The 16,743-nt window shown below is 65.5% G+C and carries 13 protein-coding genes; 12 read left to right on the forward strand and 1 reads right to left on the reverse strand.

Features of this window, described 5'->3' with window-relative positions; genetic code table 11:
- The first annotated feature begins 28 nt into the window (after positions 1-28).
- The 8 genes from ABH920_RS48755 (at position 29) to ABH920_RS48790 (ending at position 10,397) form a co-directional block, all read left to right on the forward strand.
- On the forward strand, positions 29-1,300 hold the full coding sequence (locus ABH920_RS48755; RefSeq protein ID WP_370356484.1) for an alpha/beta fold hydrolase: 1,272 nt from the start codon (positions 29-31) through the stop codon (positions 1,298-1,300).
- An 86-nt stretch (positions 1,301-1,386) separates the two neighbouring features.
- Positions 1,387-3,051: an alpha/beta hydrolase gene (locus tag ABH920_RS48760; RefSeq protein ID WP_370356486.1), complete on the forward strand. Its 1,665-nt coding sequence runs from the start codon at positions 1,387-1,389 to the stop codon at positions 3,049-3,051.
- Between the two features lie 116 nt (positions 3,052-3,167).
- Positions 3,168-4,130 carry a LysR family transcriptional regulator gene (locus tag ABH920_RS48765; protein ID WP_370356488.1) on the forward strand — a complete coding sequence of 321 codons (963 nt, stop codon included), beginning with the start codon at positions 3,168-3,170 and terminating at the stop codon, positions 4,128-4,130.
- Positions 4,131-4,416: 286 nt separating this feature from the next.
- A complete protein-coding gene (locus tag ABH920_RS48770) occupies positions 4,417-5,451 on the forward strand; it encodes an ABC transporter permease (RefSeq protein ID WP_370356490.1) in 1,035 nt (344 codons plus the stop codon).
- Between the two features lie 56 nt (positions 5,452-5,507).
- Complete coding sequence (locus tag ABH920_RS48775) at positions 5,508-7,268, forward strand: ABC transporter substrate-binding protein (protein ID WP_370356492.1); 1,761 nt, start codon at positions 5,508-5,510, stop codon at positions 7,266-7,268.
- A 68-nt stretch (positions 7,269-7,336) separates the two neighbouring features.
- Positions 7,337-8,311 carry an ABC transporter permease gene (locus ABH920_RS48780; protein ID WP_370356494.1) on the forward strand — a complete coding sequence of 325 codons (975 nt, stop codon included), beginning with the start codon at positions 7,337-7,339 and terminating at the stop codon, positions 8,309-8,311.
- Positions 8,311-9,339 carry an ABC transporter ATP-binding protein gene (locus tag ABH920_RS48785; RefSeq protein WP_370356496.1) on the forward strand — a complete coding sequence of 343 codons (1,029 nt, stop codon included), beginning with the start codon at positions 8,311-8,313 and terminating at the stop codon, positions 9,337-9,339. Before ABH920_RS48780 ends, ABH920_RS48785 begins: the two co-directional genes overlap by 1 nt.
- A gap of 23 nt (positions 9,340-9,362) precedes the next feature.
- Positions 9,363-10,397: an ABC transporter ATP-binding protein gene (locus ABH920_RS48790; protein WP_370356510.1), complete on the forward strand. Its 1,035-nt coding sequence runs from the start codon at positions 9,363-9,365 to the stop codon at positions 10,395-10,397.
- A gap of 501 nt (positions 10,398-10,898) precedes the next feature.
- Here ABH920_RS48790 and ABH920_RS48795 read toward each other — a convergent pair.
- The gene (locus tag ABH920_RS48795; RefSeq protein ID WP_370356498.1) at positions 10,899-11,420 is read right to left on the reverse strand and encodes a hypothetical protein; all 522 of its coding nucleotides are present in this window, start codon (positions 11,418-11,420) and stop codon (positions 10,899-10,901) included.
- 560 nt (positions 11,421-11,980) lie between these two features.
- Here ABH920_RS48795 and ABH920_RS48800 point away from each other — a divergent pair.
- The 4 genes from ABH920_RS48800 (at position 11,981) to ABH920_RS48815 (ending at position 16,283) form a co-directional block, all read left to right on the forward strand.
- Positions 11,981-12,298: a hypothetical protein gene (locus ABH920_RS48800; protein ID WP_370356500.1), complete on the forward strand. Its 318-nt coding sequence runs from the start codon at positions 11,981-11,983 to the stop codon at positions 12,296-12,298.
- A gap of 75 nt (positions 12,299-12,373) precedes the next feature.
- On the forward strand, positions 12,374-12,898 hold the full coding sequence (locus tag ABH920_RS48805) for a DUF6879 family protein (RefSeq protein WP_370356512.1): 525 nt from the start codon (positions 12,374-12,376) through the stop codon (positions 12,896-12,898).
- A 50-nt stretch (positions 12,899-12,948) separates the two neighbouring features.
- Positions 12,949-15,357, forward strand: a complete 2,409-nt coding sequence (locus ABH920_RS48810) for a tetratricopeptide repeat protein (protein ID WP_370356502.1) — start codon at positions 12,949-12,951, stop codon at positions 15,355-15,357.
- A 41-nt stretch (positions 15,358-15,398) separates the two neighbouring features.
- A complete protein-coding gene (locus ABH920_RS48815) occupies positions 15,399-16,283 on the forward strand; it encodes a methionyl-tRNA formyltransferase (RefSeq protein ID WP_370356504.1) in 885 nt (294 codons plus the stop codon).
- The last annotated feature ends 460 nt before the right edge of the window (positions 16,284-16,743 follow it).

Genomic DNA, 16,743 nt, shown 5'->3' on the forward strand with positions numbered 1-16,743 from the left:
CACTGGTATTCGGAGGTGATCCTTTTCAATGAATCCACGTCTGGCCATCACCGATCACGTGTTCATCGTTCCCCTCGACCACGACGAGCCCAAGGGCGCGACCATCGAGGTGTTCGCCCGCGAGGTCGTTGATCCGGTCCTTGCCACCAAACGGGAGAGCCTGCCCTGGCTTGTCTTCCTCCAGGGTGGTCCGGGCGGCAAGTCGCCACGTCCCAGTGGCCATTTCCCGGGTTGGCTTGAGCGGGCCCTGTGTACTCATCGGGTGTTGCTGCTCGACCAGCGTGGCACCGGGCGCTCCACCCCGGTGACGCCCACTGCCGCCGGCCGCTTCGATTCCGCCAAAGACCTGGCCCGGTACCTGTCGTTCCACCGGGCAGACGCCATCGTGCGCGACGCCGAGGTGATCCGTCGCCGGCTGTGCGGCGACGAGCCGTGGGAGACGCTCGGCCAGAGCTACGGCGGATTCATCACCCTGACGTATCTGTCGCTCGCCCCGGAAGGGCTGCGAGCCTGCCATGTCACCGGTGGCATTCCGGGCCTGGAAGCCACGGCCGATGACGTGTACCGCAACACCTATCCGCGGGTGGAGGCCAAGAACCGCGGATACTACGCGCGTTATCCGTCAGACGCGGCTCAGATCCGCAGAGTCGCCGACCTGGCTGCTACCGGACGCGTGGTCCTACCGGACGGCAGCAAGCTGACTCCTCGCCGGCTGCGCAGCCTGGGCCTGGCGTTCGGGATGAGCGACGGATTCGAGCGGGTGCATTGGCTTTTCGACGAGGCCTTCGACGCCACGGGTGAGCTGACAGACACCTTCCTGCTCCACGTCATGCAGCAGACCGGGTTCGTCGACAACCCCTTGTTCACCATCATGCAGGAGCCCTGCTTCGCCCAAGGATCGCGGCCGACTGACTGGGCCGCGGAGCGGATCATGGCCGAGCATCCGAGGTTCGACGAAGCGGCGGAACCGCTGTTGTTCACCGGCGAGATGATCTACCCCTGGATGTTCCAGGAGGTCAAGGCCCTGCAACCGTTCGCCGCGGCCGCTGAGATCCTGGCCGGCTGGACTGAGTGGCCGGCGCTGTACGACCCGGCGCGGCTGGCGGCCAACCAGGTCCCGCTTGCGGCAGTCGTCTACCACGACGACATGTACATCCCCACGGAGCTGTCACTGCGCACGCTCAACCAGGTGGGCACCGCCCGAGCCTGGGTGACCAACGAATGGGAGCACGACGGTGTGAACGCATCGGGGGACGTCGTGCTGTCCAGGTTGATGGACATGAACGCCGGGCGTTGCTGAGCCACATCGAGAAGCCCTCGCGAACCGCAGCATCCGCGGCACCACGGCGCCACGGCGCCGCCTCCTCACCAATTGAAGGAACCGACATGAAGAAGACCGCGGTCATCGCGACCGCCGCGGCTGTAGCGGCCGTCGCGGCCGTATGCGCCGTTCCCGCGTCTGCGGCACCGGCCGACCCGGGCTCCACGCTCCAGGCCGAAGCGGCCCAGGACAGCGGCCAGGGCACGCTGAACTGGGCATCGTGCAACGACCCGACGACGCCCGCTCTGCAATGCGCCATGCTGGAGGTCCCGCTGGACTACAGCCGGCCGCACGGCCAGAAGATCAAGATCAAGGTGGACCGGCTGCCGGCCACGGCGCCCAAGGCCAAGCAGCAGGGGCCGATCCTGCTGAACCCCGGCGGCCCCGGCGACAGCGGGCTGTGGATGCCCGCCTACATCACCGGGCAGATGCCGGCCGATGTGGCGTCCGAGTACGACTGGATCGGATTCGATCCGCGCGGCACCAACGCCAGCGATCCCCACGTGGTCTGCGATCCGCACTACTTCGACGGTGAACGCCCGGACTATCAGGTGTCGCAGGGGACCTCGCAGGCATGGCTGGAGAAGGACGCGAAGTACGCCGCCGACTGCGCGGCGAACTGGAGTTGGCTGCTACCGCACATGACCACCGTCGACAACGCGCGCGACATGGACAGCATCCGACGAGCGCTGGGCACGTCGAAGATCTCGTTCTACGGCGGATCGTGGGGCACCTCGCTCGGCTCCACCTACGGCCAGCTCTACCCCTCGCGGGTTCGCCGCATGGTCTTGGACAGCATCGTCGGCCCCACGATCACCTGGTACGACCACAACATCCTGCAGGACAAGGAGCACCAGCGCCGCTTCGAGGCCTTCGCTGAATGGACTGCCAAGGCCGACAGCGTCTATCACCTGGGGACCACAGCCGACGCCGTCATCAAGAACTACTACGCGGTCGAGCAGGCGCTGCGGTCCAACCCGGTCGACGCCGCCCCGGCGCCCGGCAAAATCGGCCCCGCGGAGTTCGAGGACACCTTCTACGGCGGCGGCTACAACTTCCTGCGCTGGCCCCGCATGGCGACCGTGCTGTCGGCGTACCTGGTCAACCACGACACCCGGCCGCTGAACATCGCCTACAACCGCTACGCGGCACCGGGCGCGGACGACGGCTCCTTCCCGAGCTACAACGCAGTGCAATGCACCGAGAACGCCTGGCCCCGGGACTGGCAGGTCTGGCAGAAGGACCAGGCGGCGGTCAACGCCGTCGCGCCCTTCTACACCTACAACAACATGTGGTACAACGCCGCCTGCATGTTCTGGCCCTACCAGGGCAACCCGGCCGGTCGGCTGCCCATCACCGGCAAGGGGCTGCCGCCTGTGCTCCTGTTCCAGGCCACCGAGGATCCGGCGACACCGTATGAGGGTGCTGTCGCGATGCACCAGGCGCTCCCGAGCTCGAAGCTGGTGGTCCAGACCGGCGGCAGCTTCCACGAGATCCTCTTCCACGGCGACACCTGCCTGGACGACACGTTCATCGCGTACCTGCGTGACGGCACACTGCCGAACGGCAAGGGCTTCATCGCCAAGACCTGCGCTCCCGAGCCCGACCCGGTGCCGACGTACATCGATCCGACACCAGCGGCTACGAAGAGCCCGCAGGCAAAGGGGAGCACGTCGACCACCGCACGGACCCCGGCCAACGATCCGGAAGCGGTCGTGGGTCGGCTTTGAGATACCGGTTGTGAGATGCATGCTGCTCAGCCGGTCGAGGGGGCCGGCTGAGCACAGGCCCACCTATAGCAACTCTCCCGCCACGCAATAACACGATCGAGCGGAGGGGAGTGTGTATGGAACGTTTGGAGATCCGCCACCTGCGTGCGCTCTGCGCCATCGCCGATACCGGAAGCCTGCGCCGGGCTGCCGCGCTGCAGGGGTATTCGCAGCCGGCGCTCACTACACAACTGCAGCGTATCGAGCACTACTTCGGCGAGTCGCTGTTCGACCGGAGCAGTTCCGGCGTGGAGCCGACCCCCTTCGGCGCTGAAGTCGTGGCGCAGGCTCGGGACGTCGTCGCTCGGGTGGACGCCATGGGGCCGCGGAGCGCACGTCGGGCGTCGGAGGCGGGCCGGATTCTGACACTCGCGGTGACGAACACTCCGATGCTGCCGGGTCTGCTGCTCCGCTTTCGCAGCGCAGTGCCGGATCACGCGGTCACCGTGACAAGTGTCTACTCTTCCGCGGAGATCGTGGGTCTGCTGGAGGAGGGAGATGTGGACGTGGCGATCGGGGTGGACTATCCCGGCCAGGAACTGCGGCACTCCTCCCTCGTGGCGCACCGGGGGATCGTCACCGAGCCGAGTTTCGTCGCGATGCCGGCCGGCCATCCGATGGCCCATCGGATGGAGGTCGGCCTCAAGGATCTGGCCGGTGACGCCTGGTTCGTGACCCCGGATGACGGCGCCGGCTGGCCGGGGGTGTTCTACACCGCCTGCCAGGTCGCGGGGTTCCAACCGGTCACCGTCCACGAATTCTTCGGAGATCGGAGCCAGCTGCACACCATGATCGCTGAGGGCGTCGCCGTGGCCCTGGTGCAGGCGACCTTCACGGCATCCGAAGGGGTGGTGGTGAAGCCGCTGACGGGAACGCCACTGTGGTGCCGCTATTTGCTGGCGTGGCGGATCGACTCGGTATCCGAGGAACTGATCGACTCGATGTACCGTTCGGCGGCCGCGGCTTATCGGGACCTCACGGTCCATGCGCCGCACCTGCGGGACTGGGCGGTGCGGACATATAACATGCCAGAGAAATAGGTTCTGGCATTCGAGTTCTGTTTCGTCTTGCGTGCTTGTCGATGTCAACGCGCCCCTTGACATGCCTCCGGCGTTGCGGGGAGCAGTCTTTGCTGTGCTTTTCGACCTGGCGTTTTCCGTCGATGTTATCGCCGGACTGCTATTTCTCTATCGTCCTGGATATTGTCAGCGGCGTCGGTCGGATGAGAGCTTTCATTCGCGCCGCCGACGGTGGCGACGAATTCCGGGGTCCGCTCATGGCGGAGTCAGTCCCCGGCTGCCGTGCGATCTGCTGCGGAGCTTCTGAATGACCAGCCCAAGAATGGATGGCCCTGAGATAGATGCCGTCGCCTCGACCCGTCCCGATGGTTTCGATCACCCGGTACGGCGTCCCGTCGCCGCCACGGCTGTGCCGCGGACACCCGCGGCGTTGGCCTGGCGCCGGTTCCGCTCCGATCGGACCGGGATGGCGGCCGGGATAGTGGTCGGCCTGTTCTTCGTCGTCGCGCTGTGCGCTCCGCTGATCAGCGCCGTTTATGGCAAGGATCCTTATACGACCTACGGGCAGGACGAGTCCGGACTCCTTGACGACTACGGCTACCCGATCGGTGCGATGGGTGGTGTCAGCGGCCGGTTCTGGTTGGGTCTGGAGCCGGGGCTGGGGCGCGACGTCTTCACGCAGTTGCTGTACGGGATCAGGACCTCCCTGCTGATCGCGATGGCGGTCGTCCTGATCATCACGGTGCTGGGAACCGCGGTCGGGCTGGTCTCCGGATACGCCGGCGGGTGGCTGGACTTCGGCATCAGCCGAGTCGTGGACGTCGCCCTGTCGTTCCCGTCGACGCTGTTCATCATCGCGTTCGTGCCGGTGGTCCAGTCGCTGTTCGTGTCGGCCGATCAGCAGACCCCGACCTGGATGCGGGTCATGACGCTGGTGGTGGTGCTGTCGGCCTTCGGCTGGGCGCCCGTGGCCCGGCTGCTGCGCGGTCAGGTGATCTCCTTGCGGACCCGGGAGTTCGTCGAGGCGGCGCGCATCGGCGGTGCCTCGCCGTTCCGCATCGTCGTCAAGGAGCTGCTTCCCAACTTGTGGACGCCGATCCTGGTGACGGCTTCGTTGTCGGTGCCCGCGTACGTCACGGCCGAGGCCGCTCTGTCCTACCTCGGCGCGGGAATCGTCGAGCCCACCCCGGACTGGGGACGCATGATCCACCGCGGGGCCGAGGTGTACCTGTCGGACATCACCTACATGCTCGTCCCGGGCGTGGCGATCCTGATCTTCGTGGTCGCCTTCAACCTGCTCGGGGACTCAGTGCGCGACGCTCTCGCACCCTCCGGCCGCTGACGTCCGGCGCCGGACGCGAGTGCCGTCTCACCCATCGAACCTCGGAGGGAACTCCCATGGCCATATCCAAAACCAAACGTCGGTCGCGGTCGGCGCTCGCGCTCCTGGTGCTCGGCACCTTGACGATCAGCACCGCGTGCTCCACGGCCGGCAAGAAGACCGACGCCTCGAATCCGGCCGCGAAGGCAGCGGCCAAGCAGACCGTCGCGATCGGTACGGCGGCCGACTCGAAGGGACCGGACCCGGCCGTTCCAGGGGCCAAGTCCGGAGGCGCCGTCACGGTGCTGCAACACTCCGACTTCAGCCACCTGGACCCCGCCCGGGTCTGGTCCTCCACCAATCAGACCGCCGACCTGCTCCTGACCCGGCAGCTGACCAGCTATCAGCAGGTCGGGGACACGACGAAGCTGGTCGGTGACCTGGCCACCGACACCGGATCCAGCCCCGACGGCAAGACGTGGACCTACCACTTGAAGGACGGCCTCAAGTACGAGGACGGCAGCCCGATCACCGCCCAGGACGTCAAATACGGCATCGAGCGCACCTTCCAGAAGGAACTGTCCGGCGGTCCGCAGTATCTGCAGATGTGGCTGACCGGCAAAGACGACTACTCCGGCGTCTACTCCGGCCCATGGAACGGTCAAGACCTGCCGGCGATCCAGACGCCCGACGCCAAGACCATCGTCTTCCACTTGGCTTCGATGCACGCCGACTTCCCGTTCGCGCTGGCCATGCAGTCCTACAGCCCGGTCCCGAAGGCCAAGGACACCAAAACAGCGTTCGACCAGCACCCGTTCTCTTCCGGCCCCTACAAGATCGACAGCCACGACATCGACAAGGGCATGGTGCTCTCGCGCAACCCCTACTGGGACCCGAACACCGACCCCGTCCGTCACGCCTATCCGGACCAGTGGCGATTCGAGTTCGGAGCGCAGGAAGTCGACATCAACCAACGGCTCATGGCGGCCAACGGACCGGACCGGACCGCCATGACCTTCAAGGTCTCGATCGGGGCGGACCTCGCCGGACAGGTGAACTCCGACCCGAACCTCAAAGCGCGCCTGGTCAACCAGGTCACACCGTTCTCGGAGTTCTTCAACATCAACACCAGGCGGATCACCGATGTGAAGGTCCGCCAAGCGCTGCTGGACGCTTTTCCCCGCCAGCAGGTTCGGCAACTGTTCGGCGGGCCGGTCTACGGGGATTTCACCACCACGATCCTGTCCCCGGTGACGAACGGCTATCAGGACTACGACCTCTACGGCGTCGCCACGACAGGCGACCCGGACAAGGCCAAGGCCCTGCTGGCCCAGACCTCGAACCCGCACCCGACGATCGTGTTCGCCTACTCGGACGACCCCACCTGGCAGCAGGCCGCGGTCGCGGTATCCCAAGCGCTGGACAAAGCCGGCTTCGACGTCGTCACCAAGCCGATCAGCTCGAAGAACTACTACGACGAGACCCAGAAGGTGGACAACCAGTTCGACCTGTACTGGGGCGGCTGGGGACCGGACTGGCCCAGCGCCTCCTCCGTCATCCCACCGCTGTTCGACGGCCGTCAGATCAGCGACGGCGGCGGCAACAACTCGCTGTTCAACGATTCCGGAGTGAACGCCGAGATCGATCGGATCCAAGGGCTGACGGACCTGAGTCAGCAGGACGCGGCCTGGGGCGCGCTGGACAAGAAGATCATGCAGTCCGCCCCGGTGATCCCCTGGGTCGACCTTCGCCAGGTCTCGCTGTACGGCCCGGGACTCGGGGGAGTGCACACCGGATTCATCGGTACCTGCTACCCGCTCGACGTCTACGTGAAGTAGCCGCCGCGCGGCGCGGCCGGCCACCTGAGCCCGGCCGCGCCGCCCGAATCATCGACCTGGAGCAAGCCTTGTTCGGATTCATCCTCCGGCGGGGGCTGGGAGCGGTGCTGATCCTGTTCGCGGTCAGCGCGGTCACGTTCTTCCTGTTCTTCGCCCTCCCGTCGGACCCGGCCCGGCTGTCCTGCGGCAAGACCTGCACGCCGCAGACCTTGGCAGCGATCCGCCACAACCTGGGCGTGGACCGCCCGCTCTTCGACCAGTACTGGCAGTTCCTCCACGGGATCCTCGCCGGCCGCCACTTCGGCGCGACCTGGTGCGCGGCGCCCTGCCTGGGCTACTCGTTCGTGAACCACGAGTCCGTGACGTCCACCCTCGCCGACCGCTTTCCGGCGACGCTTTCCCTGGCCGTCGGCGCTTCCGTCCTGATCCTGACCGTCGGAGTCGGCCTGGGGGTCATCGCCGCGCTGCGCCGGGGCCAGGCCCTCGACAAACGGCTCACCGCCATCGCCCTCGTCGGTTCGTCCATGCAGGTCTACTTCGTCGGCATCGTCGCGCGATACCTGCTGGTGGACGAATTCTCCGTCCTCCCGCAGCCCGGCTACAACCCGATCACCTCAGATCCCGGCAAGTGGTTCGGCGGGATGATCCTGCCCTGGACCACCCTGGCCGTGGTGAGCGCGGCGACCTATGTGAGATTCACCCGCTCCTCGATGATCGAGGCCGAGGCCCAGGAATATGTCCGGACGGCGCGGGCCCAGGGTCTTCCACCCCGCGTGGTGCACCTGCGCTACGCCTGGCGCGGCGCCATGACCCTGGTGCTCACTCAGTTCGGTCTCGACCTCGGACTGTTCCTCGGCAGCGCCGTGATCACCGAAACCACGTTCAACATCCACGGCATCGCGCAACTCGCCGTCTCCTCGGTGACGGACTTGGACCTGCCGATGATCACCGGGACCGTCCTGGTCGCAGCAGCCTTCATCGTCCTGTGCAACGTCGCGGTCGACCTCTGCTACGCGTTCATCGATCCCCGAGTGAGGCTGTGATGAGCACCGCGCATGAATTCCCCGCGGCGGCCGAACGTCCCCTGCTCGCGGTCGAAGACCTCGGCATCCGCTTCCACACAGAAGGCGGGACCGTTCAAGCGGTCAACGGCCTGAGCTTCAACCTGCGCCGCGGACGGACACTCGCCGTGGTGGGGGAGTCCGGTTCGGGCAAAAGTGCCACAGGGCTGGCGTTGCTCGGCTTGCACGATCGGCGCCGCACCGAGGTTTCCGGCCGGGTGGAATTCGACGGTGTCGACCTGGCCGGCCTCGACGAGCGAAGGATGTCGGCTTACCGCGGTTCGCGCGTCGCGATGGTCTTTCAGGACGCACTGACCGCACTGTCGCCGTACCATACGGTAGAGCATCAGCTCACTGACGCCTACCGCCGACGGACCGGCGCGAGCCGGCGTCAGGCCCGAACCCGGGCGATCGACATGCTCGCCCGAGTCGGTATCCCGGACCCCGGTCGGCGTGTCGACGAGTATCCCCACGAGTTCTCCGGCGGCATGCGGCAGCGCGTCATGATCGCCATGGCGCTGATGGGCGAGCCGGACCTGGTGATCGCCGACGAACCCACCACGGCGCTCGACGTCACCGTCCAGGCGCAGATTCTCGAGCTGTTGACCGAGTTGCAGGCCGAGTCACAGCTCGCGATCCTGCTGATCACCCACGACCTCGGCGTCGTGGCCGGGGTGGCGCACGACGTGATGGTGATGTACGCGGGGCGCTGCGTCGAATACGGTCCGGCCGCGCAAGTGCTCACAGCCCCTGAGCACCCTTACACCACCGGGCTGCTGCGCTCCGTGCCGACGCTGTCCGGAGACCCCGACTCCGAACTCGTTCCGATCGCCGGGAGCCCGCCGAACCTGCTCGACCCGCCGGGAGGCTGCGCCTTCCACCCCCGGTGCGAGCTCCGCACGCAGGTTTCCGGCGACCGCTGCGCGACGGTCGTTCCGATTCTGGAGCCGGGCTCGGCCGGCGGACGTACACGAGCCTGCCACCTCGCCGTCGAACGGATCACAGCCTGATGGACGCTTCCACGACCAACCCCATGGACCTCGACCTGAGGCCGCCGAAGTCGGACCCGCCGAAGTCAGACCCGCTTCTTGACGTCGTAGGACTGGCGAAACACTTCCCCGTTCGCCGCGGACTCCTCATCCCACGCCACGCCGGCGCGGTGAAGGCCGTGGACGGGGTGTCGTTCGCGGTGTCCCGCGGCGAGACCCTCGGACTGGTCGGTGAGTCCGGCTGTGGCAAGTCCACCACCGGCCGCCTGATTACCCGGCTGCTGGAACCGACCGCGGGCACCATCCGCTACGACGGGCAGGACATCACCCACGCCGGCCGCCGGGAACTCGCGCCACTGCGCGGCAAGATACAGATGGTCTTCCAAGATCCCTACGCCTCACTCAATCCGCGCCACACCGTGGGCGACATCATCGCCGCGCCGCTGGAGTCCCTTCGCATCGGCTCGACATCCAGCCGCCGAGACCGGGTCGCCGAACTGCTGGACGTCGTGGGCCTCGACCCCGCGCACGTCCACCGATACCCGCACGAGTTCTCCGGCGGCCAGCGCCAGCGGATCGGGGTGGCCCGGGCCCTGGCGACCGAGCCGGAGCTGATCGTCGCCGACGAACCGGTCTCGGCGCTCGACGTCTCCATCCAGGCCCAGGTCGTCAACCTCATCCGGCGACTCCAGCGCGACCTCGGCATCGCATTCGTGTTCATCGCCCACGACCTGGCCGTCGTCCGCCAGGTCAGCCGCCGGGTCGCGGTCATGTACCTGGGACGGATCGTCGAAACCGCCGATCGTGAAACCCTATATCGCCAGCCCCGACACCCCTACACGCAGGCCTTGCTGTCGGCCGTCCCCGAGCTGGACGACGGTAGGAGCCCCGCCCGAGAGCGCATCCGGCTGGTCGGCGACGTGCCCAGCCCACTGAACCCGCCCTCGGGCTGCTCATTTCGGACCCGCTGCGCAAAAGCAGCGGAGATCTGTGCGGTCGAGGAACCTCCGCTGGTCCAGCTCGTCGGCTCAGCCGGCGAGCACCTTGCGGCGTGTCACTTCCCTGGAGCGCCCGCCTGATTTCGCGCTGTCAGCCGACATCTTCGTGGTCTCCCAGCCAGGGGAAGCTGGCGCAGCGATGGGGCAGGGGCCGACAGGGTCCATCGTCCACCCGATTTCGACGGTGGCGGCGGCGTACTGTCGCCCGGTGACATAGCTGAAGCAGGACCCGAATTAGCAGGTGGACGCGTGGGCGCTGCCGGCGGGGAGGACGCCGGCGCTGGTTGCCGCCGCTGAAAGGACGAAGTGATCAAGGGGTACCGAGCGGCCGCCAGAACTTCCAGGTCAGACCTGGAAGGCCAGACACAGGCGCTGACGCTGTCAAGCGGCGAGGGTCTTCCGCGCCCAGAGTCGGGCCACCGCAGAGCTCCGGCAAAGAGCCGTGAATCGTGGACGGAGCAGGTGCGAGCTCTGCGAGACCGAGAGGGTTTCGGACCGTTCCGACTCGCCTAGCTGAAGGCCTTGGCAGGCGTCGCCGACTGGCGGTGAAGCGCGCGACACGACGGGCCGGTGGAGGCCCTGTCACCGTCGAGCCCAGCGGGAGGTGCCGAGGCGGCGAGGCACGGTGCCCACTGCTGGCGTGGAGGCCGTCTCGCGTATCGTGCGAGCACCTTCGGTGAACCGAGCTGTCAACGCACCGCACCTTTCGGCGGCGGCGTTAAAGTCGCTCCAGCTCTGCGCGGACATGTGCTTGCGGGTCTTCTCGCCGAGAGTGTCGAGTTCGACGTAGGCCGTCGTGAGTTCCCCGGCCAGCGACGTCACGAGCTCTGGGGCTTCGAGAAGCAGGATCGAGTACGAGGTCCATCGGTCATGCTCACGTGCTATGACCTGGCCGTACAGCCGATCCCGTTCCTCCGCCGTACTTAGCCCTTCGCGCAGACCGACCAGAAGTCGTCGCCACGCCAGCTCGAACTCGACGCCCGCACGAAGGAAATCCGCGTACACAGCCCTGGTGACTCGGGTCTGTTCGGCCGTGATCGCTGCTTGGAGTTGCGCCTCGTTCAGTCGCAACTGGGTGCGCGCCGCCGTGGTGCTTCCCCACATCGCAGCCCCCGCGCCGAGGGCCGCTCCGATGAGACCCGCTATCGCACCGGTGACCTCTGACCCCACAGTCCCGACAGCTTAGCAGAATACTGATTTAGGCTCGCGGCTGGGCCCGAGGGTGATGGACGCCGGGCGTACGGGGTAAAACCGATACAGACGCCTGCACTCTCCCACCCACAAGCAATTGTGAGAACTCGGCCCGTACAGTCGCATGTGTGACCGCGAACAAATGTCTTACTCATTGCAAGGCGCTGATCGCCCAACTTCTGTGTCCCCGGCTCGTCTCGACGTAGCGCAACCGGCCTTGGCGTGCTGTCCGGAAGGCCCGCGGTATGGCGCCATATCGCGCCATGGGAATAATCCTACGCTGTTCATGTATGTATTTGTGAACTACGGTGCACATGGTGAACCAAGTCAGTATCCTGTAACACCCCGCCCGAAGAGCAGCGCCGCTCTCGCCCGTCGACCGCCGAGTCCGACCGGGCGCGACCTCGGCGACCGCGCCCTCCCGACTTCGGACGATTCACGCCAAGATCAGCCCTTACGTCCTGTATTTCGATATGCTTCGTAGGTCAGCTGCCGACGGACCTCAGCCCAGGGAGGGTTTCGTGACTGCAAGGTGGGAGGCGGACCATTCCGCTTCGTTCGAACGACGGCTCGGAAAATCCGCTTCAGAACTGAGAATCACGGACAACAATCCCAGTTGCCCCGACATATGGGAGCTGGACAACGGTGATTTCGCCGTTATCGGACGCGATCTCACCGAATCCTATGACGGCCGGCTTCCGGCGGGTGTCAGTGTCGGAGTCGACGAACGGCTCGTGGTGATCCCCCGGTTGATGGTCATCGCCGCCAAGGAAGACATTCCCGGTGAATAGCCCGCCAGCCCGGCCGTCCGGCGTCACGCTCAGTGCCGAAGAATACATCGATGACTTCTTCCCCGATTCTGGCATATCTCCGACGGGGATTTCTGGAAACTCGAGCGCATTCAGTCGTTCCAGGAGCAGGACAGTGCAAGTTGGAATGCCTTCGCGCGCGGCGACATGGCCGAGGCTTTTCGTCTCATCGAGTCCCGCCGCACTTCGCTCGCGGAGTACTACGCCAAAGTCGCACACAGCGGCTTCACCACATACCGCGCCCGAGTGGTCGAGGACCAGATCACGCCGTATCTTCAGTGGGAGCTCCATTCGCTGCGCCAGCGGAACGAACTCGGCGAGCAGATCAGGGTCGTCAGCGCGACCGAGGTGGCACCGCTCGAACGCCAGGGCATACTCCCCGAGATCGTGACCGTTGGGACCGAAGCCGTCTACGAAGTGCTCTACGACGCCCAAGGGGCGAACACGGGTGCGGTTCGTTCCGAGGTGCCCGGCGACGTGACCCGATGGCGGGCATTCATTAGAGATCTCTATTCTCTCGGCGAAGATATTGACGACTTCCTGGATGGAAAAGTTGACTCCATGCGACGTAATCGCTGGTAGCCTATACGTATTTCACCTTCCGTGTCGTCGATTTACAGGAATAACCCATCATGAACCAGCGGCCCTACCGAGACGAACCGGACGAACATCGGCGCGCAAAGCATCCCGAGGCGTCAAGCCCTGGGAACGGTCCGGCCTCGGCCGGGGAGACGTCGGGCGGCATTCATTCTCGCCGTGGGTCGGGATCTGCGACCCCGCGGCAACTGCCCAGCGATATTCGCGGTTTCGTCAATAGGGACCAGTCTTTACAGCAGCTTGACGTCCTGTTCATGGAAGACCGCGAGCGGGCACAGATCTCCACTGTGTGCATCGTGGCCGGCACGGCGGGAGTCGGGAAGACTTCATTCGCGATCCACTGGGCGCACCGAATCGCCGACCAGTTCCCGGACGGCCAGCTCTTCGTCAACTTGCGGGGTTACGATCCAGGGCCGCCTATGGCCCCCGATCAGATACTGGAGCGTTTCCTCAGCGCTTTGGGCGTCCCGCACACCGCCATTCCGGCCGACCTGGAGGCGCGGGCTGATCTTTACCGCTCGCAGGTCGCCGGGCGCAGGGTGCTGATCGTCCTCGACAACGCCTCCAGCGTCCGTCAGGTACGTCCGCTTCTACCGGGCAGCCCTGGATGCCTGGTTCTGGTCACGTCACGCAGTCGGCTTTCCGGGCTGGTCGCCAGGGACGGCGCTCGGCGTCTGTCATTGGACATGCTCAACGAAGCCGAAGCCGTCTCGTTGATCCAAAGCCTGATCAAGGACTACCGCCACAACGACGACGCGGAGGAGATCACAGAACTAGTTCACCTGTGCGCTCGGCTTCCTTTGGCCCTCCGAATCGCTGCTGAGAACGCCGCACGCCGACCACAGATGCCGCTCCGCGAGCTGATCGACGAGCTGCGGGACGAGTCCGCCCTCTGGGATGCCCTCGCCACAGGAGACGACGAAGAGGCCGACGCAGTGCGTTCGGTATTCGCCTGGTCCTACCGGGCACTTCCTGAATCGGCCAGCCGCTTGTTCCGACTCCTGGGCCTGCACCCCGGCTCTGACTTCAGCAGCCGGGCCGCCGCCGCACTCGCCGACATCCCGTTGGGCCGAGCCCGGCGCCTGCTGGACGACCTCGTTGGCGCCCACCTCATCGAGCAGCAGTCATCGGACCGCTACGGCTTCCACGACCTCTTGCGCGCCTACGCACTCGAGCAGGTCCGCGACGAGGAGGATCCCGCGTTTCAAGGGACGGTACTCCGTCGAACGCTCCTGTGGTACTTGCGGCAGGCCTCCGCGGTGACGGCGGTCGTCATCCCCGGAGCAGCGAGAGTGGCATTGGCCGACGTCGGTCACGATGGACATGACATCACTTTCCCCGACTATCACGATGCTCTTCACTGGTACGAGCAAGAGCGGCACAACTTAATCGCCGCCACACGAAGTGCCGCCACGGCCGGCTTCCATGACATCGCCTGGCAGCTCCCCATCAGCATCCATCGCGTTTACACGACGTACAACGACATCGATGACTGGCGGATCACCGCTCCCATGGCCCTGGTCGCGGTGCGGACCACAGGCGACCGGGCTGGTGAAGCACTGGTCTTGGAGGGCCTCGCCAAACTCCACACCCAGTCCAACGATCCGCTGGCGGCGATCGAATACCACCAGGCGGCGCTGGCCATCCGCCGGGACCTAGGCGATCGCCTAGGCGAAGTCTCATCCCTAAACGGTCTCGGACTGGCGATGCTTCGCGCGCACCGTTTGGCGGAGACAAAGGCGTTCTTCACAGAGACGTACCAGCTCGCTGTCGAGCTCGCCGACCGAAGATGGCAGGCCATTGCCGCCAACGCGCTGGCGTACACATATGCGGAACTGGAAGAGGTGGCCGAAGCTGAGTCACGCCATGACGAAGCCCTCACCTTGTTCCGCGAACTGCAAGACCGCGCCTCGGAGGGAGACGCCCTCCACTGCGCGAGCAAGATCTACAGAATGGCGGGCAGGTTTCCGGAAGCCCTTGCCGCGGTTCAGGACGCGCTGGTCATCGCCATGGATTTCGACAACTTGGCTTGGGAGGCATGGTGGTTGCTCGAACTCGGGCAGGTCCAAGCTGCCTTGGGTGACCATGGGGAGGCCGTCAAGTCCTACCATCGGGCGGCTGTGCTGCACCGCCGGCTCGGCGACCGGGTCCGTGAGGCGTCGTCGTGGGACGCCACCGGCCTGTCATTCCTGGAGCAGGGACAGCCACAGGAAGCTGCCGAATTCCATCGCCAAGCCGTCAGTACCTTCAGAGCCGTCGGCAACCAATGGCAGCTGGCGCTCGGCTTGGCGAATCTCGCCACAGCGCTCGCGGCGGACCAGAAGGATCAGGAAGCGGTGCTGAAGGCCAGCGAGGCAGAAAGGCACCTGACCGGATTCGGTGATCCCGCGGCAAGACAGCTCCTGGAAAGAGTGCAAGCGTTACTTACATCGCTGACTCCCTGATCGCGACCGTACGAATCCGGACTTCTCTTGGGAGACGCGCTATGACCAGGGCCCTTCGGGTGGCGCTTGTTTCGTTTCGATCGGACATCTTCGCCGCACTGCACGCAGGCTGTGTCCAGGCCGGGCACGAGGTGCCTCTATACGTGATCAGCCGATCCGCACGGCCGGGAAAATCGAGCTATCCCACCATGGGAGAGAAGGTGGCCGATTCCCTCACCGTCATCGGACCGGAGGCCACAGTAGCTCTCCCCGGTGACATCGACGGACTGGTGACCGCCGTCAGGGGATACGACATCGACGTCGTGGTGGTGTGCGGGCTCAGCTGGCGGCTCACCGAGCCAGCGCTGCGGGCACCGAGGTTGGGCGTAATCAATATTCATACTTCCCTGCTTCCTAAGTATCGCGGTCCGATGCCGCTCCAATGGGCGATCCGCAGCGGTGACCGCTCCATCGGCGTCACCGCGCACTGGATGGACGAACGCATTGACACCGGAAACATCCTCATCCAGCGCGGCGGGATCGAGGTGCCGGAGTACGTGCGGTTCGATGAGCTCTGGGAAGACGTTGCGCCCACGATCCGTATGCTCGTGTCAGAAGCTCTGACCATGGCTGCGGACGGTCATCCCGGTGTCCCCCAAGACGAAGGCATCGCGACGTACGCGCGTATGTTTCGTGCCGAAGACTCGATCATCGACCGGTCTTGGTCGGTCCAGGATGTGCATAACCTGGTTCGGGCCTTCTACTTCGGTGTGGGGATCCCGGGGCCGTTCGCGACGATCGACGGGATGCAGGTCCGCATACTCCGTACCAGTACCCAGCCGTGTAAGGGCATTCGATTCCAGCTGGCTGACGGCCCCTTGTGGATCGAAGAGGCCGAGATGCTGACGACCGCCCCGGACCAGGACGCCGCACGCCGTGCTTCATGACGGCGTCCGACCGCGATGGTTCCGTGGCGGCACGTCGGTCTGAGCCGCCGACGACCGTAGGTGAGCGCCTAGTACTCCAGCAACCGGTTCGGTATTTGTGGTGGTCATCAGCATCGTCTTGATTGCAGGTTGTAATTGTGGTCGTTGGGGTGGGTTCGTGAGCAGCGCTGGTAGCCGCAGGGGCGGGCTCTGGCCTGCCACTACCAGCGCCAAGTCGACTAGGTCGGGACTGCCAAGGCGATGCTTGGCGCCGACGGCGAGGTCAAACGCGCCGGAAGCCTACGAGGCCGGACTCCACCTCGAAGGATCGATCATGTGGCTGAAACTCCTCACCTCAACCACATGATCCGAACCCCGAACAGTTCCTAGAAGGCTGATGAAAATCTTGGGTTCTGGTCGTGGCGTTTTCACGCCTTGGGCAGGGCCCATCCTGTGCTGGTGTGGTGGAGTCCGAGGTTGA

The sequence above is a fragment of the Catenulispora sp. EB89 genome, assembly GCF_041261445.1.
GTDB lineage: Bacteria > Actinomycetota > Actinomycetes > Streptomycetales > Catenulisporaceae > Catenulispora.

Coding starts and splice junctions, on each gene's coding strand:
- ABH920_RS48790 (WP_370356510.1), top strand. CDS start 9,363: ATGGACCTCGACCTGAGGCCGCCGAAGTCGGACCCGCCGAAGTCAGAC.
- ABH920_RS48815 (WP_370356504.1), top strand. CDS start 15,399: ATGACCAGGGCCCTTCGGGTGGCGCTTGTTTCGTTTCGATCGGACATC.
- ABH920_RS48795 (WP_370356498.1), bottom strand. CDS start 11,420: ATGTGGGGAAGCACCACGGCGGCGCGCACCCAGTTGCGACTGAACGAG.
- ABH920_RS48785 (WP_370356496.1), top strand. CDS start 8,311: ATGAGCACCGCGCATGAATTCCCCGCGGCGGCCGAACGTCCCCTGCTC.
- ABH920_RS48765 (WP_370356488.1), top strand. CDS start 3,168: ATGGAACGTTTGGAGATCCGCCACCTGCGTGCGCTCTGCGCCATCGCC.
- ABH920_RS48770 (WP_370356490.1), top strand. CDS start 4,417: ATGACCAGCCCAAGAATGGATGGCCCTGAGATAGATGCCGTCGCCTCG.
- ABH920_RS48760 (WP_370356486.1), top strand. CDS start 1,387: ATGAAGAAGACCGCGGTCATCGCGACCGCCGCGGCTGTAGCGGCCGTC.
- ABH920_RS48800 (WP_370356500.1), top strand. CDS start 11,981: ATGCTTCGTAGGTCAGCTGCCGACGGACCTCAGCCCAGGGAGGGTTTC.
- ABH920_RS48810 (WP_370356502.1), top strand. CDS start 12,949: ATGAACCAGCGGCCCTACCGAGACGAACCGGACGAACATCGGCGCGCA.
- ABH920_RS48775 (WP_370356492.1), top strand. CDS start 5,508: ATGGCCATATCCAAAACCAAACGTCGGTCGCGGTCGGCGCTCGCGCTC.
- ABH920_RS48755 (WP_370356484.1), top strand. CDS start 29: ATGAATCCACGTCTGGCCATCACCGATCACGTGTTCATCGTTCCCCTC.